The following is a 17,816-nucleotide window of genomic DNA, read 5'->3' as shown; positions in this document are numbered from 1 at the left end:
GGACGAAATCTCAAGCACCGCCCGCCGCCACCCTGTTCAGTCCACGTATACCATACAAAGAAGACTGAAAAGATAATCTTTTCAGCCTTTTGATAAACCTCGTCTAACTTAGCGATTCAATTACTTCCGTTAATTCCCGTCTCATTGGTGCTGCCAACGTTTCGGAGAATGTTGTGGTAATATGATTCGTATCACGATAGATAATAATATTATTAAGCACAGAGTAACATGTGTCATCATCACAGATATAATCACTAAAGTCGATTAAATGCACATTTTCTGGTAAATCTCTGCCTTCTTCTGTAAGCTTTCCATCTTCCATCATTCCTTCGCGCTCTGTGTGGCAATCATTCATCCCTTTATCTTCCACGCATGCCGGAACTTCATAAGGAAATTTTGGTGTATCCCTTATGGCGATAATTTCTGCTCTGCCCTCGTAATTTTCCCAGAGATCGATATAGCCTTGCGGAATCTCCAGTGAACCTTCTACCGTTGCGGTTGTAAAAATCATATCAGGCATGTCTTTTTCTAATACTTCCACAAGCTCTTCATTCCAGCTCATACACGTTTCATCTAATCCGCCGTTAAAATCATCGGTACTGAATCTGCAGGCATCTTTATAATAAAGCTGGACTTCAATATTTAATTGCTCTGCTGCTGTGACGATTGGCGGGAACCAGTGTCCAGAGTGAGAGCCTCCGACCAGTGCGAGGGTGTATTCCGGATCTGTCGTATCCCCATAGGAACATGTCTTCACGCCTTCTCCGATCATTGTCGTATAACATTCTGTCTGTTGATAAAATTCCGGCAAATCTTTCGTGACACTGATAAAGTCAGGAACGAGCTCTTCTTCTTCATTGTTGGAATAGTATTCTTCCGGTAATTCTTCTAATCCAGTGTAGTATTCCTGCTTAGCCACCTGGGACATATCTGTTCCGTTAATCGGATCATTCAGCAATTGCTGTCCATACATATTCCACGCAATGGCTACACCTGCAACAGGAATCAGAAACGACGCCGCAATAGCTATAATTTTCTTTTTTGCATTTCGTGGTGACAGTTTCTGGATTGGTTTCTCAATCAGCCTTGAGGTTACCAGTGACAGAATAAATGCGACAATGATAATTAATATACCGGCTAAAACAGTCACATTTTCTACATCAAAATATGCAAGATAAAAGATAAACAATGGCCAGTGCCATAAGTAAAAGGCATAAGAAACACTGCCTAAAAATAAGAAAAGTTTCGTGCCAAGCAGTTTTTGCACACCAAATCCACTGGCATTTTCTGCTGAAACAATTACAAAAATTACTCCAGTTATCGGCAGTAACGCTGCATATCCAGGGAATACATCCGATACAGGCAGCACCATTCCCGTTAAGGAAATAATACAGAACCCGGTCCAGCCGACGATAAATGAAACAACTTTAGGCAGCTTCAGATACGGGAGGAGCAATGCCAGAATTCCGCCAAGACTGAATTCCCAAACACGGGCAAATGTATTAAAATAAGCCCACGGCTGATTAACTTCGGTAATATAGACAGAATAGCTTAGTGAAGCGATAAACATGACGACTAAAATTGTCAGCAAGGTTTTTCTTAATGGTGTTTTAAATATTCTCGTTGCAAGAAAATATGCAAGGAAAATGATAAATGGCCAGGTGATATAAAATTGGCCCTGGAGCGATAATGCCCAGAAATGCTGAAAAGGGCTTGCATCCACATTTTGTGCCAAATAATCAACTGAGTTGAACGCCAGTTGCCAGTTTTCATAATAAAATATGGACGATAATGCTTCCTGTACGATCGTTATCCAGCGCGATGCGGGGAAAATTAAATAAGAAGCTGTAATTGTAAATAAAACGACAGTTAATGCTAGAGGCCACAGTCTTCTAACAAGGCCAAGGTAGTATTCTGTTAAATTGATTGTCCCGAGCTTTGCCACTCTGGATAATAAAGAAGTTGTGATCAGATATCCTGAGACAATAAAGAATACATCTACTCCACCTGAGACTTTCCCGAACCAGATGTGATAGACCGCTACTAGAAATGCAGCTAACACTCTCACCCCTTCAATTTCGGGTCTGAATTTTTTCTCAGGTACGATTAAATCTTTCATTATTCTCATCTCCGTTAATTCCATTTAAGATTATTGTTCTTCCAACGTCTATTGTTCATGCATCTAATAAATAATAACATTTCTAAGTAGTAAAAAGAAGGTGTTTAGAAAAGTTAGCAAGACTTACTGACCAAAAAAAGGGCAGAACTCTATCATATTCGTATCAATCATGTAAAATAAAGGGGTACTTAGAAAACTGGTTTTATGAAAAAATACTTACTTATATGTTGCGAGCGTTTGGGGGTTGTTTCATGAAAGTCGTATTAATAACTGGTACAAACAGCGGATTCGGCTTACTAACCGTGCTGGAATTTTTAAAAAAAGGCTATCGGGTTATTGCAACAATGCGTGATGTGAAAAATAAGGATGAGCTTGTCGAAAAAGTGGAAAATAGCGGTTTTATTGATAGATTAGACATCCTGCAACTGGATGTAACAAAAAAGGAAGAGATTCAATCAGTAAAAAATGAATTGATAAAGCGCTATGGCAAAATCGATATATTAATAAACAATGCGGGATACTCTCAGGGCGGGTTTGTCTCAGATCTGACTGTCGAACAATGGCAAAATCAGTTTAACGTAAATGTGCATGGTGTTCTTCGAGTAACAAAAACGATGCTGCCATTACTAAGGGAGGCAGGGAAAGCGCATATTGTTAATATCAGCAGTGTTAGCGGATCTCTTGGATTTCCCGGACTGTCTCCATACTGTGCCTCCAAGTTTGCAATAGAAGGATTCAGCGAAAGTTTGCGACTGGAGTTATTGAAGGAAAATATTTATGTCTCCCTTGTACAGCCAGCTTCCTATCAAACGAAAATATGGGAGAAGGGACTTGCGAGTATTCAGTGGAAACAGTTGGAAGAAGATGAGTTAAAGCAGGCTGTTTTATCCTATGCAGCAGAGTCAGCAAAATCTAAGGCAGATCCACTAGAGGTAGCTCGTCTTATTACAAAAATTTGTGAAAAGAAGAGACCGGGATTTCGTTATCCTGTAGGAAAAGGGGCCAAATTGTTATCACTTGCCAAACGGTGCCTGCCATGGCGGCTGTTGGAAAAAATAATTATCAGCAGGTTATTGTCAGGCAAAAATAAATAAAGAAGGCTTGAACAGAGTTTTTAGTGGTCAGAGTGCACAATGTATTCTTAATGCCGTGGAGCAAAAGCAACAGGGAGGCTAAGACATTCAGTAGGACTCCGAAAGCTAGGGCGCATAAAATACAGGGAGTCCATGGCATTCAGCTAGCCTCCGAATGCTATGAAACATAAACAGCATGGAGTTAATGTAATCAGCGAGTCTCCGAATGTCTTGAAGCAAAAGCAGAAGGCACCCAGCGGAACATAGTCTCCTGTCCAAGTCCCTCTCCAAAAATCATAAAACCAGAACCACAGTAACTGGTTCTGGCATATGGTGAGCATATTCTTTTAACGGACAAGCAGTCCCATTACGAGGTGCTTTTTCCAATCGGCGACTTCCGGTTTCACCGTTCTCCAATTGATTTTGTCCATTTCCAATGGGGTGGTAAAAGGAGTCTTGTTCCTGAACTGATCAAAGTCTTCATACGCTACGAGCTGTCCCTCATTCAGCCCGCTAATGATTTCCATATATTCAGAGGATTCAATTCCTGTTTCGATTACCTGTTTCTTAAGAATGCCATTATCCTGCATAATCCAAATCGCATGGTTATCCACTTCATCCTCATGAAGAACCACTGCATTCAAGGACTCCTTCAATGTAATAGTAAGGTCAACATGATAGCCAGGAAGCAGTTCCTCCGTAGTTTCTTCTTCATTAAACTCTATTTCAAGCGGGTAAATACTGTTCCTGTTCAAATCAACTTCTTCAGGTGTCTGGCTGATTTTTGTTACAGATGCTTCCCAGCTTGCTAAAGTATCCGGCTGAATGATAGCTGCCTCCATTCCTTCCGTTACTTCCGGTCGTTCGTCCTCTAATAACTTTGCTTTCACGTACAAAGCCTCGTCCATAATAGTAATGAAAGGATCGTCGAGAGTGTATTGCAGTGTGCTGACTGTCCCTTCATAAGGGCTTGTTACTGTAATGGTATCACCGGTATTTTCCAATTCATTTAACTGTTCCTGAAGACTGTCTCGTTCCGCATTTTTTTGGGCAAGTTCTTTTTCCTTTTCTAAAATAAACTGTTCCTTCTGTAATTCGGAACCAATTACCTCACCCTGATTTGATGGTAAATCTATTTCATAGTCATCGTTATTTATCGAAAATGTGGAGGAGCTGTTGCTCGTTCTTGGAATCGTAAAACTTTCCATCTGGCGGATAATGTCCTCAAGCGCAGTTATCTCGTTGTCCAGTTTCCCGATATTACTGTTGATCGCATTCCATGATGCATTATAATCATCAACAACATATGTATATAACGGATCACCTGCAGTGACAGGATCACCTTGCGCTATAAGGAATTCCTGGAAGCTGCCAACAGAATTATCGAAATATAAATGATTTTCTCTTCCGGAAAGGACACCATCTTTTTCTAAAATTTCTTTCATATCCATCGTGCCTGCTGCTGTCCAGTTCTTCACATGAGAAATCCGGTCAATTTTCCCTTTATCATCTAAAACAAGCAAAGTAATGTTGATTAAAATAAAGAGAATGGCACTAATTATCGTAACTTTTTTCTTCATGATTAAAACCACCCATCCAATAGGATATTGTCAAAGTAGGATAATAGTGTAACAATTGCGTAACTGATCAGATGAAGAAGGATCACTGCAATCCACACTTTATATTTTTCAAGAATGGATAATTTCAGGATAAACTTCGCCTGGAAGAAAATAATCCATAATTGAAATAAGGAAATAGACCCGAAAAATGTCTCAATCCATAATTTATCCGTGAAATAGGATGCAATTATTCCAAAAGATAATGGTGATACATACCAATCCAGTCCACCATATGTATATAATGGAATCCAAATAATTCTCTCAATCAGCATCACAAAGAATACTACTTGCTGCATTAATAGAATTTTCCTGAACGGCAGTTCTGTCAATAAATAAAAATAGTAACTGATCAGAAATAGGATAATTAGTGCGAATAGCAGTCCGAATATTGCTCTTCCTATTACAAACCAGAATTTATCTGCATTATACGCCAGATTCGGCATATCGGTTATTGAAATTGATATCAGATGTGATCCCATACCGATACTGGCCATCCATCCATAAACTAGAAAACTTGCAATGATTAATAGAGTAGCAGTTTTCCATAAGTTTTCTGCATGTTCTGCATGTTTCACCCTTTCTAATTGATCATCTGGTGAAATAATCCATTCAATTAACGTATTTCTTTTCATCATTTTCATCCTTTTATTCCAATGTCATACATAATATTGTAATAGAATTTGAGGAAACTGTCATATTATATCATCAATATATTTCTAATATTTGATATACTTTCGATTTTTGGGGAAAATAATAGATAGAATAAGAAGAGGAGGGACCCTTTTTGAAAAAGGCGCTCATAATTATAAACCCAAGCTCAGGTACAGAAGAGAGTATGAAGTATAAAGAAATGGCAGAAGATTTACTGACAAAGAATGATTACCAGTTTGAAGTACTGCTGACAGAAAAAGAAAATGATGCTAAGCGCTATGCTGAAGATGCATGTGCAGAAGAAATAGATTTATTAGTCGTAATGGGTGGCGATGGAACAATTAATGAAGTAATCAATGCATTAGTGACAAGAGAGAATCGGCCGGTACTGCACGTGGTCCCGCTTGGTACTGTCAATAATTTTGCCCGTGCCGTAGATATCCCGCTAAGACCACAGGCTGCCCTGCAGCTGATCGAAAATGGTGTTATGAAAAATGTGGATGTAGGAAAAGTCAATCAGCAGTATTTTGTCAATTTAGTGAACGTCGGTGCGATAGCAGAAGCTACGTATCATGTAACGACAGAGCAGAAGTCCAAATTAGGTTCACTTGCGTATTTACTCGAAGGCTTGAAAAAATTCCGTGAAAAAGATGTGTTCCGTGTTGCAATTGAAACGGGCGGAGACAAGGTAGAGTTGGAAGCAATGCTCGTTTTAGTTGCAGTAACAGATACATTTGCAAGCTGGAAGAACCTGATTAAGGAAGCAGAAATTGATGATGGCTATTTTCATGTGTTTGTGATCAAACAATTAACGAATTTCGAAGGTGTCGCCATGCTGACGAAATTAATGAGCGGCTCTTTGAAGGAACAGGAACAGGTGGAATATTTTAAAGTCAAAGAATTAACTATCACAACAGAAGAAACGAAAATAGCAAATGTCGATGGGGATGAGGGTACTGCTACCCCTCTGCACCTAAGCATTTTACCAAAACATTTACGAGTATTGACCCAGAATTAGATTAATAATATTACTATCTGAACCCGAATATCCCAAAAAAATTAACTTTTTCCAATTTTATAGAGGAAAATTGTAGTAACTTATAGTATAATAGAATCGTAAGAAAATTTTTTTAGGAGGAGATTTCTTGAAACGTTTAGTAATCAGTATGATGCTAATTGCTAGTCTGTTTATGGCTGTATCACCATTTCAGGCTTTAGCAGCAGAGAAAGAAGTAACAGTAGTATTTAACAATGAGGAAGTTGACTTCGAAGTGGCTCCTTATATCCAGGAAGATCGTGTTCTTGTACCAGTACGCGGTGTCTTTGAAAAACTAGGCCTGGAAATTACTTGGAATGCAGAAACAGAAACTGCAACACTAGTAAAAGATGATATTACAATGGAAATGACAATTGATGCGACTTCTGTTGTATTAAATGGTGAAACTGTTGATATTGATGCTCCACTTTCCATCAAAAATGCAAGAATGTTTGTACCTTTAAGCTTTGTTATGGAAAACGTTGGTGCAGATGTTTCATGGGATCATGAAAACAAAGTAGTAACAATTATCACTGAAACAACGGAAGAAGAGCCTGCTGAAGAACCAGCAGATGAAACTGATGCTGCTACACAGGAATTATTGAAAAAGCTTGTAGAAGTTGAATTAAACAGCTTCTCAGCTGATATGAATATTGACCAGACAATGACAATGCTTGGTGAAGAAATCAGCATGGATATGGATCTGAAAATGGATATGGTTCTTGATCCATTCGGTATGTATCAGGCAATGTCCATGTCAATGGAACAACTTGGTGAGGAGATCTCTGTTGAGTCATATATGACTGAAGAGGGTTACTATGAGTATGATTCTTTAACTGATCAATGGATTAAGTATGAAGATGAGCTTGCGGAAGAATTCGCAGATCTTGGTGACCTACAAATCGATCCATCAGCACAGTATGAATTAATGGAACGTTTCTACGATAAAGTAGAAGTTGTTGAAAACGAAGACACTTATGAGTTACATATCTCTGTTTCTGGAGATGGTTTCCAAGAGTTATTAGCTGAAATTCTAAGCCTTTCTGATTTAGGATTAGGTGCGGAAGAAGAAGAAATCTTTGAAAATTTACAGTTTAACATTAACAAATTGGATATCGTTTCTGTGTTAGACAAAGAAACACTTTTACCAATTTCTGATACAATGACTTCAGATATCGTGATTACTGTAGAAGGTGAAGAAATTTCTATCGTTCAGAACATGGAAAACACTTATTCTAATGTAAACACACTTGAAAAGATTACGATTCCTCAAGAAGTTATCGATAATGCAGTTTCTTTCGAAGAAGCTTACGGTGACCTTGAAGGATATGAAGAATTAGACGAAGCTATGTAATAGAAAGAAAGGCATTGCTGCTTATTGCGGCAATGCTTTTTTTTTGGCTCTAAAATATATGTTGGGGTAAAGAGAAAATTCAAAAAAAAGAATAATTATCTTTTTTTGTATATAAGCTATAAATATTAGGGTAATATATTAGTAGAAACAGATTAAAAGGGGGTGGGACAGATGGATCGGGGATTACAGAAAGGTATTATTGCTCTCATAATATTTATATGTATTTTACCTGTTGGCAATCTGTCAGCAGCACCACTCAATTTTCCTAGTAAAGTTGAAATTAAGAAGATGTGGGAAGATATAGAGAACGCAAATATCAGTCAGACACATGAAACCCTACCAATTATCTCTTATCCGTATCAGCTCGGAACTGTTGATAAAAGTCTGTTAAACCAGGCTTTACAAGGGACAAATTTTGTGCGGAGACTGGCAGGATTACCAGGAGACGTCATCCTGGATCCGGGATTGAATGATTTAGCACAACACGGAGCATTGTTATTGGCAGCCTCGGGAGATTTCTCACATACCCCTCAAAAACCGGAAGATATGAGTAAAGAATTTTACCACAGAGGTTATCAATCTACTTCTACCAGTAATATATCATATGGCAGAAACAACTTATGGGCAAATATAATTGACGGTTATATGCCTGATACCGGCCATAATATGGAGAGTGTTGGGCACAGGCGCTGGATTTTAAACCCGCCATTGAAAAAAACAGGCTTCGGATTAGCCGACTCCAATGGTACAATGCAAGTATTTGATCAAAGCCGTCAGGATGCTGTCAACTATAACTATATTGCATGGCCAGTAGCGAATTTCCCTGCAGAGGTGTTTAAAGGTGATCATCCATGGTCGGTTTCTCTAAACCCTGACAAATATTCACTTCCTAAGGAAGAGGAAGTTCAAGTTACTATTACAAGGCAGTCAGATAATAAGCAATGGATACTTGATCATCAGTATAATCATGTTAGCAGTACAAATAAGTATTTTAATGTGAATAACGAAAGATATGGAATCAACAACGCAATTATATTCAGGCCCAGCGGTATTTCCATCTATGACGGCAAGTATCTGATTGAAATTACGGGAATAAAGGATATTCAAGGCGAGCCTGTAACAATAGAATATGCAGTCGATTTTTTCTCAATGGACAGTTATTTTGATGAAGGCGAACAGGAATTAATCCAAATAGGAATTATCATGCAGGAAGAATATGCTTATTTATATAATGAAGAAGAGCAAGTTGAATTATATCAGGAAAAACCGTTTATCTATCATGGCCGTACAATGGTTCCGTTAAGATTAATCAGTGAATATTTAAAAATGGACGTAAACTGGGACCAAATGACAGAAGAAATTACCATTACTGAGGGAAGTACGACCATAAAATTACAGGCGAATTATAAGAAGGCATTTATTAATGACAGAGTCTATCATCTTGATGTGGCACCACAAATTATTAATGGTGTTACATTTGTCCCGGTACGTTTTATTTCTGAAGGTTTAGGAGCAAAGGTAAACTGGGATCAGGCCGAAAAAAAAGTCTCTATCAGTCGCCACTATACTCATTAGTCTCTTCCTGAGAAAGGGAGAGGCTTTTTTTATGCAGGAGGAAATACCTAATTTATCCAAAAAAATAAAAAAAATCTATTAATTAAAGGTTAATAGGTTTATAATATGAGAGGATGACAACTTTAGAAGGAGAGTTATGAATTGAAGCAACAGGGGAAAAAGATTTTAAGTAGTTTAGTAGTTTTGATTGTTTTAGCCTTAGTGTTTGAACCTTTAGTAAGAGTAAATGCAGCCACTGTCAAAGACCAGTTTTCCGTTTCAGAAGGTGTGACTTATACAGATATTCGATTGTCTGACGGAAGTACCAAACAAGCTGTTCGGGTTCTTGGAGTTTATTTACCGAATCAATATACACATATAGATGTCGGAGTGCCGATAGCGCTGAATGCTCTTGAGAGAACAACATCACAAGCGAGACGTAACTCGACACAGGGACATTCGGTAGTCGGTGCAATTAATGCATCCTTTTTCCATTTAGGCACTGCAATGAACCTCGTGTCAAAGGATAATAAATTGATCCATGCCGGTGAAATTTTCCCTGGATCCGATAAATATGTGAACCAGCCGATTGCTTTTGGTGTAAACAGCAGCGGAAAAGGAATTATCGATTATTACAATATTGATATGACCTATACTCACAATGGGAATACATATGATATTACCAGTACGAACAAACTGCGGTACGAGAATGAAACGATATTATATACGTCAGATTTCACTAGCAGCTATACCGATACCAATCAATACGGGAGAGAGATTGTTGTAACACTACCAACAAAACCTACCTATGAATTTGGGACAACTGTTACAGGACAAGTATCCAAAGTCCGGGCAAAAGGTGATACATCCAAAACAGCAATTCCTGAGAACGGATTTGTTATTTCAGGTATTGGTGAAGGGATGGAAGATTTAGAGAATATTAAAGAAGGAGATTCTATTTCATTATCAATAAATGTTGATAGTAAATGGAAAGAGTCTCAGTTTATGTTAGCGAGCGGGCCATTGCTTGTGAAAGACGGAAAAGTCTCGATGACAATGGATCCTAATAGTCCAAATGCCAGAACAAGAGCGCCGAGAACTGCTGTTGCCATCAGCAAATCTGGTGACCGTGTTTATTATATTACGGTTGACGGGCGACAAAGCGGCTACAGTACGGGGATGAGTTTACGGGAATTTGCGAACTATCTGGTTGATTTAGGTGTAGACAGGGCACTGAATCTAGATGGAGGCGGTTCGACAACAATGGCTGTCAGATATCCTGGCAATCAGTTTGCTACACTGGCGAACTCACCATCTGACGGTTACGAGAGAGCTGTATCCACGACCTTGCTGGCAATCTCTACAGCACCACCATCAACTTTTACTGATGTACGCTACGATTTCTGGGCATATGATGAAATTGAAACACTTGTAGGAAATGGAACAATATCCGGTTATCCTGATAAGACATTCCGGCCAAACAATGCCATTACAAGAAGCCAGGCAGCTATATTATTAGCAAATCAGTTGAATTTAGATATGTCGAATGTAACAAATCCCGGTTTTAAAGATGTGAAAACAACGGACAAATATTATAAATATATAGCAGCAGCTGAAAATGCAGGCCTGTTAACAGGTAAAGGAAATGGATACTTCAAGCAGAACGACAAACTAACAAGAGCTGAAATGGCAGTATTGTTACAAAAAGCTTTTGAAATTCCAATGGCAGATAAAGGTTATTACCCAGATGTAAAAACAACCCACTGGGGATATGACTATGTCAATGCACTGGCAGCCAATAATTTGGCGACAGGTTTCCCTGACGGAACATATCGTCCGGACGTATCTGTAACGAGAGCCCAATTTACTGCATTTTTATACAGAGCAACAGAAGAGTGATCAGAGAGGAAAAAAGTATTCCTCTCTTTTTCTTTTGAGAAAAAAAGTAAGCATGACAATATTAGACATTTGTAGTATGATTGTGTTTGATTAAAGATTAGTGAGGGAGCTTGCCGTTATGCTATTCAACTCGTTTGAGTTTATTTTTGTATTTTTACCTGTTATGTTTTTTGGTTATTTTATATGTAATAAAATTCATCCGACGATTGGAAAAGCATGGCTGTTTGTCGGTTCCTTATTTTTTTACAGCTGGTGGAATCCTGTTTATTTATGGCTGTTACTCGCATCCATTATTATTAATTACGGATTCGGAACTTTCTTATTAAAGAGGAAGAAAAATCGTAAACTTATTCTGACGATTGGAATTATCTTTAATGTCAGTCTGCTCGGATTCTTTAAATATTACGATTTCTTTGTTAGCAACATTAACTTTTTATTTGATACAAACTATAACTTCCTGCATTTAATATTGCCCCTGGCCATCAGTTTTTATACTTTTCAACAGATTGCATATCTCGTCGATGTATACCAGAACAAGGTGGAGGAAAACAGTTTTCTTCATTATGCCTTATTTATTTCCTTTTTCCCGCAGTTAATTGCAGGGCCAATTGTTCATCATAAGGAAGTAATGGGGCAGTATGTAGACAGAACAAATAAACGGATGAATGGTGAGAATATCGCTAAGGGACTGTTTCTATTTTCGATTGGTCTGTTTAAAAAAGTAGCGATTGCCGATACATTCGCGATATGGGCAAATGAAGGTTTCGCTAATTCAGCCAGTCTCACACTGGCAGACGGCTGGATTACATCACTTTCGTACACTTTTCAATTATACTTCGATTTTAGCGGGTATTCAGATATGGCGATTGGCTTAGCATTGCTGTTTAATATCCGTTTGCCAATAAATTTTGATTCTCCATATAAAGCAGTAAGCATTCAGGATTTCTGGCGGAGATGGCATATTACATTATCAAGGTTTTTAACAAGTTATATCTATATTCCGTTGGGTGGAAATCGTGTATCTGTTGGCCGAACTTATATACATATTTTTATCGTTTTCTTTATCAGCGGTTTTTGGCACGGGGCTGGCTGGACGTTTATTGCATGGGGTGTGATGCATGGAATGGCGATGATGGTTCACAGACTTTGGCATCAGTTAGGTCTAAAACTTCCGGCCATTGTTGCATGGTTTGTTACCTTTCAATTTATTAATGCAACATGGGTTTTCTTCAGAGCTCCTGATTTTGCGACAGCACTCAATGTACTGACAGCAATGGTTCGTTTCGATTCAGTACCTGTCACAATGGAGTTGTTTATGGAAAACTCTGACAAGCTGCTTATCTATTTAATTGGTGCATCACTCCTGGCATTGTTTGTCAAAAACTCGATCCAGTGGACAGATAGACTGCGCCCTAATCCTGTCTATGCCGCATTCGCTGCATGTTTGTTCATTTACGCAGCATTAAGACTTCAGCAGGTGTCAGAGTTTCTCTATTTTAATTTTTAAGAAAAAATAAGCTGGATGACTGCTGTGAAGACGAGTACCCAAAGGCGTTGATTTTTATAAAATAAGGAGATTTTTTCATGTCATATAAGCTCTTTACATCCGTGTTTCTTGTATTAGTAATTGCTGTATTACTGGCAATAGGTGGATTCAATTACTGGATTGATCCGCTCTGGACATTCAGCCATTCTCATGAAAATAACGACGTGCAGTTTGTTATTGATGAGCGTCAACAGAAGGTGAATCAGTTATATTACGGGAAATCGGATTACGATACACTGTTAATTGGCAGCAGCAGGACTACTTACATACCTGCAGAAGAATTTACCGGAATGGATGTCTATAATTTTGCTGCAAGTGATCTGTCTTTTCTCGAATATGAAGCGATGATTGATTTTGCAAAAGAGCAGAAAGGCAGCGAATTTGAGCGGATTATTATAGGTGTAGATTTTTTTAAAAGCAGTCTGAAAGAAAGTACTGATCCTGTCTCACTCGAGCCATATACAGAAAAAGTGAAAGAACCTTTTTACCGCTGGAAAAATTTGCTCTCTCTCGATGTGCTGGAATATGCCAGAAAAAATTACCGTTTATCACAAAACGACCAAATCGTTGATCTAAGAAATTATAATCGGGAGAATACTGCATTTGCCAAACATTTTGAACTCGGTACAATCGAGGAAGAGACAAAGGCGAAAATATACAAATTCCGCCAGCAGTTTTATGGCGAGAATTACCAATATAATAAAGAAATGAAATCAGTACTGCAGCATTTAAAGGAGGAAAATCCCGACACGGAATTTGTCATCTTTACCACACCGATATCTGCCCCGTTATACCGTGCAATGATTGAAGAGGGCAATGAAGCAGGCTATGAACGCTGGCTGGATGATTTGGTCGATGTTTTTGGGGGAGTGCATCATTTTATGTACCCTAATTCCGTAACAGAGGATTTATCCAATTATTTTGACGGCCACCACTTCTATCCAGAAGTCGGAAAGCTGATTGCAAAACGAATAAGTGAAGAAAACCCCGCAGAAGTACCAGAGGACTTTGGCATTTATTTAACAAAAGAATAATGCGTGTGAGTGGATACCCCGCTGTTGGCAGCGGGGTATTAGTGTGGGGAGCTCTGGGAGCCATAATTAATCTTGATGCTTGCTGCATGAGATTTCAAAGTGAAGAGGAGATCACAACCAAATCTCCGCTGATGCAAGAGAAGATTTCGACGTGAAGCGAGGCTCACAACCAAATCTCCATGCTCAGTGCATGAGATTTCGACGTGAAGTAGAGATCACAACCAAATCTCCGCTGGTGCAAGAGAAGATTTCGACGTGAAGTAGAGATCACAACCAAATCTCCGCTGATGTAAGAGAAGATTTCGACGTGAAGTAGCGATCACAACCAAATCTCCGTGCTCAGTGCATGAGATTTCGACGTGAAGCGAGGCTCACAACCAAATCTCCATGCTCAGTGCATGAGATTTCGCCGTGAAGAGGAGATCACAACCAAATCTCCGCTGATGCAAGAGAAGATTTCGACGTGAATTTGCATTTTCACTAGAAACAACATCCTCTTAAACACGAAGAGCACATAATTACAAATACATTTCTCCCCAAATTAACGCTGTCGTACTTTCCTTTATGATGTAAATGCAATCCCAATCGCTTAAAGCTACCAATACTACAATTTCTCAATCTAACTGCTTCTTCACATAATATGAGCCAGTATTCGTTCCTTTCTTTTCTAAGTATTTAAGCAGGGTATACGAAATCCTTCTTAAGGGAACCGGGATATTGCACCAGTCCCTTATTTTTTCACTAGTTACTTTTTCGCTTGGAAACAGTATCATGAATTCTTCAATATTTCGCAGTATTGCTGATTGGGCGAGTTCTTTCTCTCCACAGTTCTGACAAATACACATTTTTCCTTCAGCTCTTTTGTAAAATCCGTTACATTTCAGACAAGGGATTCCTTTCTGTAAGTCCTCATAATGAAATTCAGGAAGTTTTTCGTAGGGGGATTTTTCAAGTCTTAAAGAATTAAGTTTATTGGATAAATGGTGGAATTTAGGATCTATTGGTCTGTTTTGAGGGAGTGTGCGAAAATAACGATTTAATTGTGTTGGGAGCAGGAGTTTATTTCGCGGTGCTTTGAAGATTGTGCATTCGGGGTTGACGAAGACAACGGCGGCCTGAGTTGGAACCTGGTAACCTAATTGATGGAATAATTGATTCAATAATGATTCTGTTCTTTTTAATTGAGTTAATGGATCGTCAATTTCTCTACCGGAAAAGAGATATAGTTTATCATCGGAATAATAATATTCGCCGATAAAATTCTTTACCTCATATAAATAAATCGCGTTTTCGATTAAAAGTGCGTGATCAATTTCGAAAACTTTACCGTTACAGGAAAGCCACATATTCCGGATCAGAATATAATCTTGTTTTATTTCTTCTACATACGAATCAAATAAAACCTCTCCTTCGTATCCTCTTTTCAATTTCCTGTGTTTTTTTGCTTCCGCTTCTGATAAAGACTTTCGCTTGGCTAAGTGCTCATATACCAGCAGTTCTGTCGATTTTTTTCTCAACATCATCTTCCTTTCCAGATTATTCATTTCTATCATATACCAACTCTATTAAATAAAAAAGAGGCAGTACACCTGCCCCTACTTTTTCTTAAATCTTTTTCCGATAACCGGTAATTCTGCTAAATTCACTGCTTTTAACAGAATCAACAGTCCACCATAGATAACTGCTCCAATAGCGATAGCTACCATTACATAGCCCATTGCTGCTAATCTCGTCATCTCTCCTGCTTCAAAAAAGTATAAAGGAGTACCAATAACAGCCCCCATTACGACTGCAGAGAACAGGATCTTCATAACATTTTTATCAAACAGTCTGAAAGGTATATGGCGGTATATAATGATCGTGTTAATAATAAAAATTACAATATAAACAAGCATTGTGGCCCATGCAGCCCCATTTAGTCCATACCATTGAACAAACAAGGTGTTTGCTACAGTCTTTAAAACAACTCCGCCTAAAATTATAAAAGCCGCAGTTCGGGCTAGGTTCATCCCTTGTAAAATTCCCGTTCCTAGCAGCGTGAAAGATGTGAAAACAGAGCTTGCATTAATGATTGCAAGCATCGTATTATCTTCCATGTTTGTAAATAAGCCTAAATTTAATGGGGCAGTTAATACAAGTAAACCAGCAGCTGCCGGCCATGAAATTAAATGTGTCATACGATATGTTTTTTCAATGATGTTCCTTGTTCCTTCGCTATCTTTGTTCGTTAATTTCTGAGTAATTAATGGCACTAATGGAAGGACAATCGATGTTGCAAAAACTGTTGCAATCTGAACAACCGTCAAACCCCTTCCGTAAATTCCATACAAATAATTTACCTCATCTGTTGAGACACCTGATACTCGTAACCCGTAAGTCACGGTAACTGAATCAACCATATTGAATAAAGCCATTGTTAATGACCCAATCGCAATCGGGATCGAAATTGACAAGATGACTTTCATCCATTTCTTAAAAAGAGGCAAAGAATACTGATGGCCTTCGGGTATTTCTATATGAGCTCTGTGGTATTTTACCCGTAAGTAGAGAAGGGAAGCTAAAGCACCAATAATGGAACCAGCCATCACCCCACCTGCGATAATTTCATCAGAATATCCTTGCTCTACTAAGTAATAGGCAATGACTAAAATAAGCCCTACACGAACAAACTGTTCCAGCACTTGTGAAAGAGCAGTTGGTTTCATATCACCTGTTCCCTGGAAATAACCACGGTATACTGCCATATAAGGTGCAACAAGTAATGTACCAGCAACGACGATTAAAGCAATTCTTGTAGAAGGCCCTCCAATCGCATTGGCAATATATTCAGAGAACAAGAATATCAAACTGAAACTCACAATACCGAACAAAATCGCTAAAATGCTAGCTGTAATATAAATCTCCCTGATAGACCTTTTATCCTGTTTAGTATGTGCTTCTGCGATCAACTTTGATATAGCAAGAGGCAGTCCTGCAACGGATAGTATTAGCGCCACCATATATACAGGATAAACTAAACTGAATATCCCTAACACTTCATCTCCTGCAATATTCTGCAATGGAATCCGAAACACACTGCCCAATACTTTCGACAATAATGTTGCAATCGTTAAAATTAATGTACTTTTGACAAAGGTAGATGCACTCATGAAGGTTTACCTTTTCCTGTCAATTTCATTCCAAGTACTTTCAGACCGAAATGGGGAAGGGCCATCATTCTCCTCCATCTGCTTGGCTGTTTTGCTAAACGGTAAAGCCATTCTAAATTGAGTTTCTGCCAAACGACTGGAGCACGCTTCACAGTCCCTGCAATAACATCAAAGGAACCGCCAATCCCCATAAATATTCCGTGAGAAAAACGGTCGATATTTTCAGCGATCCATTTCTCTTGTCTTGGAACACCAAGAGCCACAAATGTCATATCAGGTTTCAATTCACCAATTTCGTCAGCAATCTGATTATTGTCCCAATCAAAAAAGCCGTTATGGGAACCGACAATTTTTACATTAGGGTAATCTTTTAAAATATTTGCTTTTGTCTTGTCAAGGGTTTCCTGCTGAGCGCCAAGAAGATAAATCGAATAATGGTTCTGATTTGCTTTTTCCAGTAATTGAATCATCGTATCATAACCTGTTACTCTTTCCGGCAACGGATTATTTAACAGTTTTGCACCGATTACAATCCCAATACCGTCAGCTGTTACATATGTTGCTTTATCAATATATTGTTTAAATACAGGATCTTCCTGAGCTTTCATCACAATCTCCGGATTTGCTGTAACAACAAAAGTCCTTTCCTTTGATTGGATATGCTGATCTATTAAGGAAACAAAATTGGACTGGTCCGTATAAAGAAAAGGGACATCCATGATATTTACTGTCTTCATTCACTATAACTCCTTCATCTAATGATCCATACTAATAAATATTAA

At 38.5% G+C, this 17,816-nt stretch carries 13 protein-coding genes; 7 read left to right on the top strand and 6 right to left on the bottom strand.

Going from position 1 to position 17,816, the window contains the following annotated elements:
* Positions 1 to 103: 103 nt before the first annotated feature.
* A complete protein-coding gene (locus BMW36_RS09635) occupies positions 104 to 2,119 on the bottom strand; it encodes an acyltransferase family protein (RefSeq protein ID WP_089740662.1) in 2,016 nt (671 codons plus the stop codon).
* A 251-nt stretch (positions 2,120 to 2,370) separates the two neighbouring features.
* Between BMW36_RS09635 and BMW36_RS09630 the strand changes: the two genes are divergently transcribed.
* Positions 2,371 to 3,213: an SDR family oxidoreductase gene (locus BMW36_RS09630; RefSeq protein WP_089740661.1), complete on the top strand. Its 843-nt coding sequence runs from the start codon at positions 2,371 to 2,373 to the stop codon at positions 3,211 to 3,213.
* 326 nt (positions 3,214 to 3,539) lie between these two features.
* Here BMW36_RS09630 and BMW36_RS09625 read toward each other — a convergent pair whose 3' ends face one another.
* Complete coding sequence (locus BMW36_RS09625; protein ID WP_089740660.1) at positions 3,540 to 4,772, bottom strand: efflux RND transporter periplasmic adaptor subunit; 1,233 nt, start codon at positions 4,770 to 4,772, stop codon at positions 3,540 to 3,542.
* A gap of 2 nt (positions 4,773 to 4,774) precedes the next feature.
* On the bottom strand, positions 4,775 to 5,443 hold the full coding sequence (locus BMW36_RS09620) for a hypothetical protein (RefSeq protein ID WP_245711647.1): 669 nt from the start codon (positions 5,441 to 5,443) through the stop codon (positions 4,775 to 4,777).
* A gap of 152 nt (positions 5,444 to 5,595) precedes the next feature.
* On the opposite strand from BMW36_RS09620, the gene BMW36_RS09615 reads away from it, so the two are divergent.
* The 6 genes from BMW36_RS09615 (at position 5,596) to BMW36_RS09590 (ending at position 13,885) form a co-directional block, all read left to right on the top strand.
* On the top strand, positions 5,596 to 6,480 hold the full coding sequence (locus BMW36_RS09615) for a diacylglycerol/lipid kinase family protein (RefSeq protein WP_089740658.1): 885 nt from the start codon (positions 5,596 to 5,598) through the stop codon (positions 6,478 to 6,480).
* A 127-nt stretch (positions 6,481 to 6,607) separates the two neighbouring features.
* Positions 6,608 to 7,852: a copper amine oxidase N-terminal domain-containing protein gene (locus tag BMW36_RS09610; protein WP_089740657.1), complete on the top strand. Its 1,245-nt coding sequence runs from the start codon at positions 6,608 to 6,610 to the stop codon at positions 7,850 to 7,852.
* A 171-nt stretch (positions 7,853 to 8,023) separates the two neighbouring features.
* On the top strand, positions 8,024 to 9,427 hold the full coding sequence (locus BMW36_RS09605) for a stalk domain-containing protein (protein WP_089740656.1): 1,404 nt from the start codon (positions 8,024 to 8,026) through the stop codon (positions 9,425 to 9,427).
* 141 nt (positions 9,428 to 9,568) lie between these two features.
* A complete protein-coding gene (locus tag BMW36_RS09600; RefSeq protein ID WP_089740655.1) occupies positions 9,569 to 11,305 on the top strand; it encodes an S-layer homology domain-containing protein in 1,737 nt (578 codons plus the stop codon).
* A gap of 118 nt (positions 11,306 to 11,423) precedes the next feature.
* Complete coding sequence (locus BMW36_RS09595; protein WP_089740654.1) at positions 11,424 to 12,812, top strand: MBOAT family O-acyltransferase; 1,389 nt, start codon at positions 11,424 to 11,426, stop codon at positions 12,810 to 12,812.
* A 77-nt stretch (positions 12,813 to 12,889) separates the two neighbouring features.
* On the top strand, positions 12,890 to 13,885 hold the full coding sequence (locus BMW36_RS09590; protein WP_089740653.1) for a hypothetical protein: 996 nt from the start codon (positions 12,890 to 12,892) through the stop codon (positions 13,883 to 13,885).
* Positions 13,886 to 14,499: 614 nt separating this feature from the next.
* Here BMW36_RS09590 and BMW36_RS09585 read toward each other — a convergent pair.
* The 3 genes from BMW36_RS09585 to BMW36_RS09575 form a co-directional block, all read right to left on the bottom strand.
* Entirely contained in the window at positions 14,500 to 15,312 is an 813-nt protein-coding gene (locus BMW36_RS09585; protein WP_245711646.1) for a nuclease-related domain-containing protein, read from the bottom strand.
* Positions 15,313 to 15,480: 168 nt separating this feature from the next.
* The gene (locus BMW36_RS09580) at positions 15,481 to 17,034 is read right to left on the bottom strand and encodes a putative polysaccharide biosynthesis protein (protein WP_089740652.1); all 1,554 of its coding nucleotides are present in this window, start codon (positions 17,032 to 17,034) and stop codon (positions 15,481 to 15,483) included.
* Complete coding sequence (locus BMW36_RS09575; RefSeq protein WP_089740651.1) at positions 17,031 to 17,771, bottom strand: WecB/TagA/CpsF family glycosyltransferase; 741 nt, start codon at positions 17,769 to 17,771, stop codon at positions 17,031 to 17,033. Before BMW36_RS09575 ends, BMW36_RS09580 begins: the two co-directional genes overlap by 4 nt.
* Positions 17,772 to 17,816: the final 45 nt, after the last annotated feature.

The organism is Gracilibacillus ureilyticus (genome assembly GCF_900111195.1).
Classification (GTDB): Bacteria; Bacillota; Bacilli; order Bacillales; family Amphibacillaceae; genus Gracilibacillus; species Gracilibacillus ureilyticus.
This window is presented reverse-complemented; position numbering and strand designations above follow the sequence as displayed.

Bases quoted from the DNA above. Each gene is read 5' to 3' on its own strand.
- BMW36_RS09620 (WP_245711647.1), bottom strand. From the start codon at position 5,443: ATGAAAAGAAATACGTTAATTGAATGGATTATTTCACCAGATGATCAA.
- BMW36_RS09590 (WP_089740653.1), top strand. From the start codon at position 12,890: ATGTCATATAAGCTCTTTACATCCGTGTTTCTTGTATTAGTAATTGCT.
- BMW36_RS09595 (WP_089740654.1), top strand. From the start codon at position 11,424: ATGCTATTCAACTCGTTTGAGTTTATTTTTGTATTTTTACCTGTTATG.
- BMW36_RS09635 (WP_089740662.1), bottom strand. From the start codon at position 2,119: ATGAAAGATTTAATCGTACCTGAGAAAAAATTCAGACCCGAAATTGAA.
- BMW36_RS09575 (WP_089740651.1), bottom strand. From the start codon at position 17,771: ATGAAGACAGTAAATATCATGGATGTCCCTTTTCTTTATACGGACCAG.
- BMW36_RS09605 (WP_089740656.1), top strand. From the start codon at position 8,024: ATGGATCGGGGATTACAGAAAGGTATTATTGCTCTCATAATATTTATA.
- BMW36_RS09630 (WP_089740661.1), top strand. From the start codon at position 2,371: ATGAAAGTCGTATTAATAACTGGTACAAACAGCGGATTCGGCTTACTA.
- BMW36_RS09625 (WP_089740660.1), bottom strand. From the start codon at position 4,772: ATGAAGAAAAAAGTTACGATAATTAGTGCCATTCTCTTTATTTTAATC.
- BMW36_RS09580 (WP_089740652.1), bottom strand. From the start codon at position 17,034: ATGAGTGCATCTACCTTTGTCAAAAGTACATTAATTTTAACGATTGCA.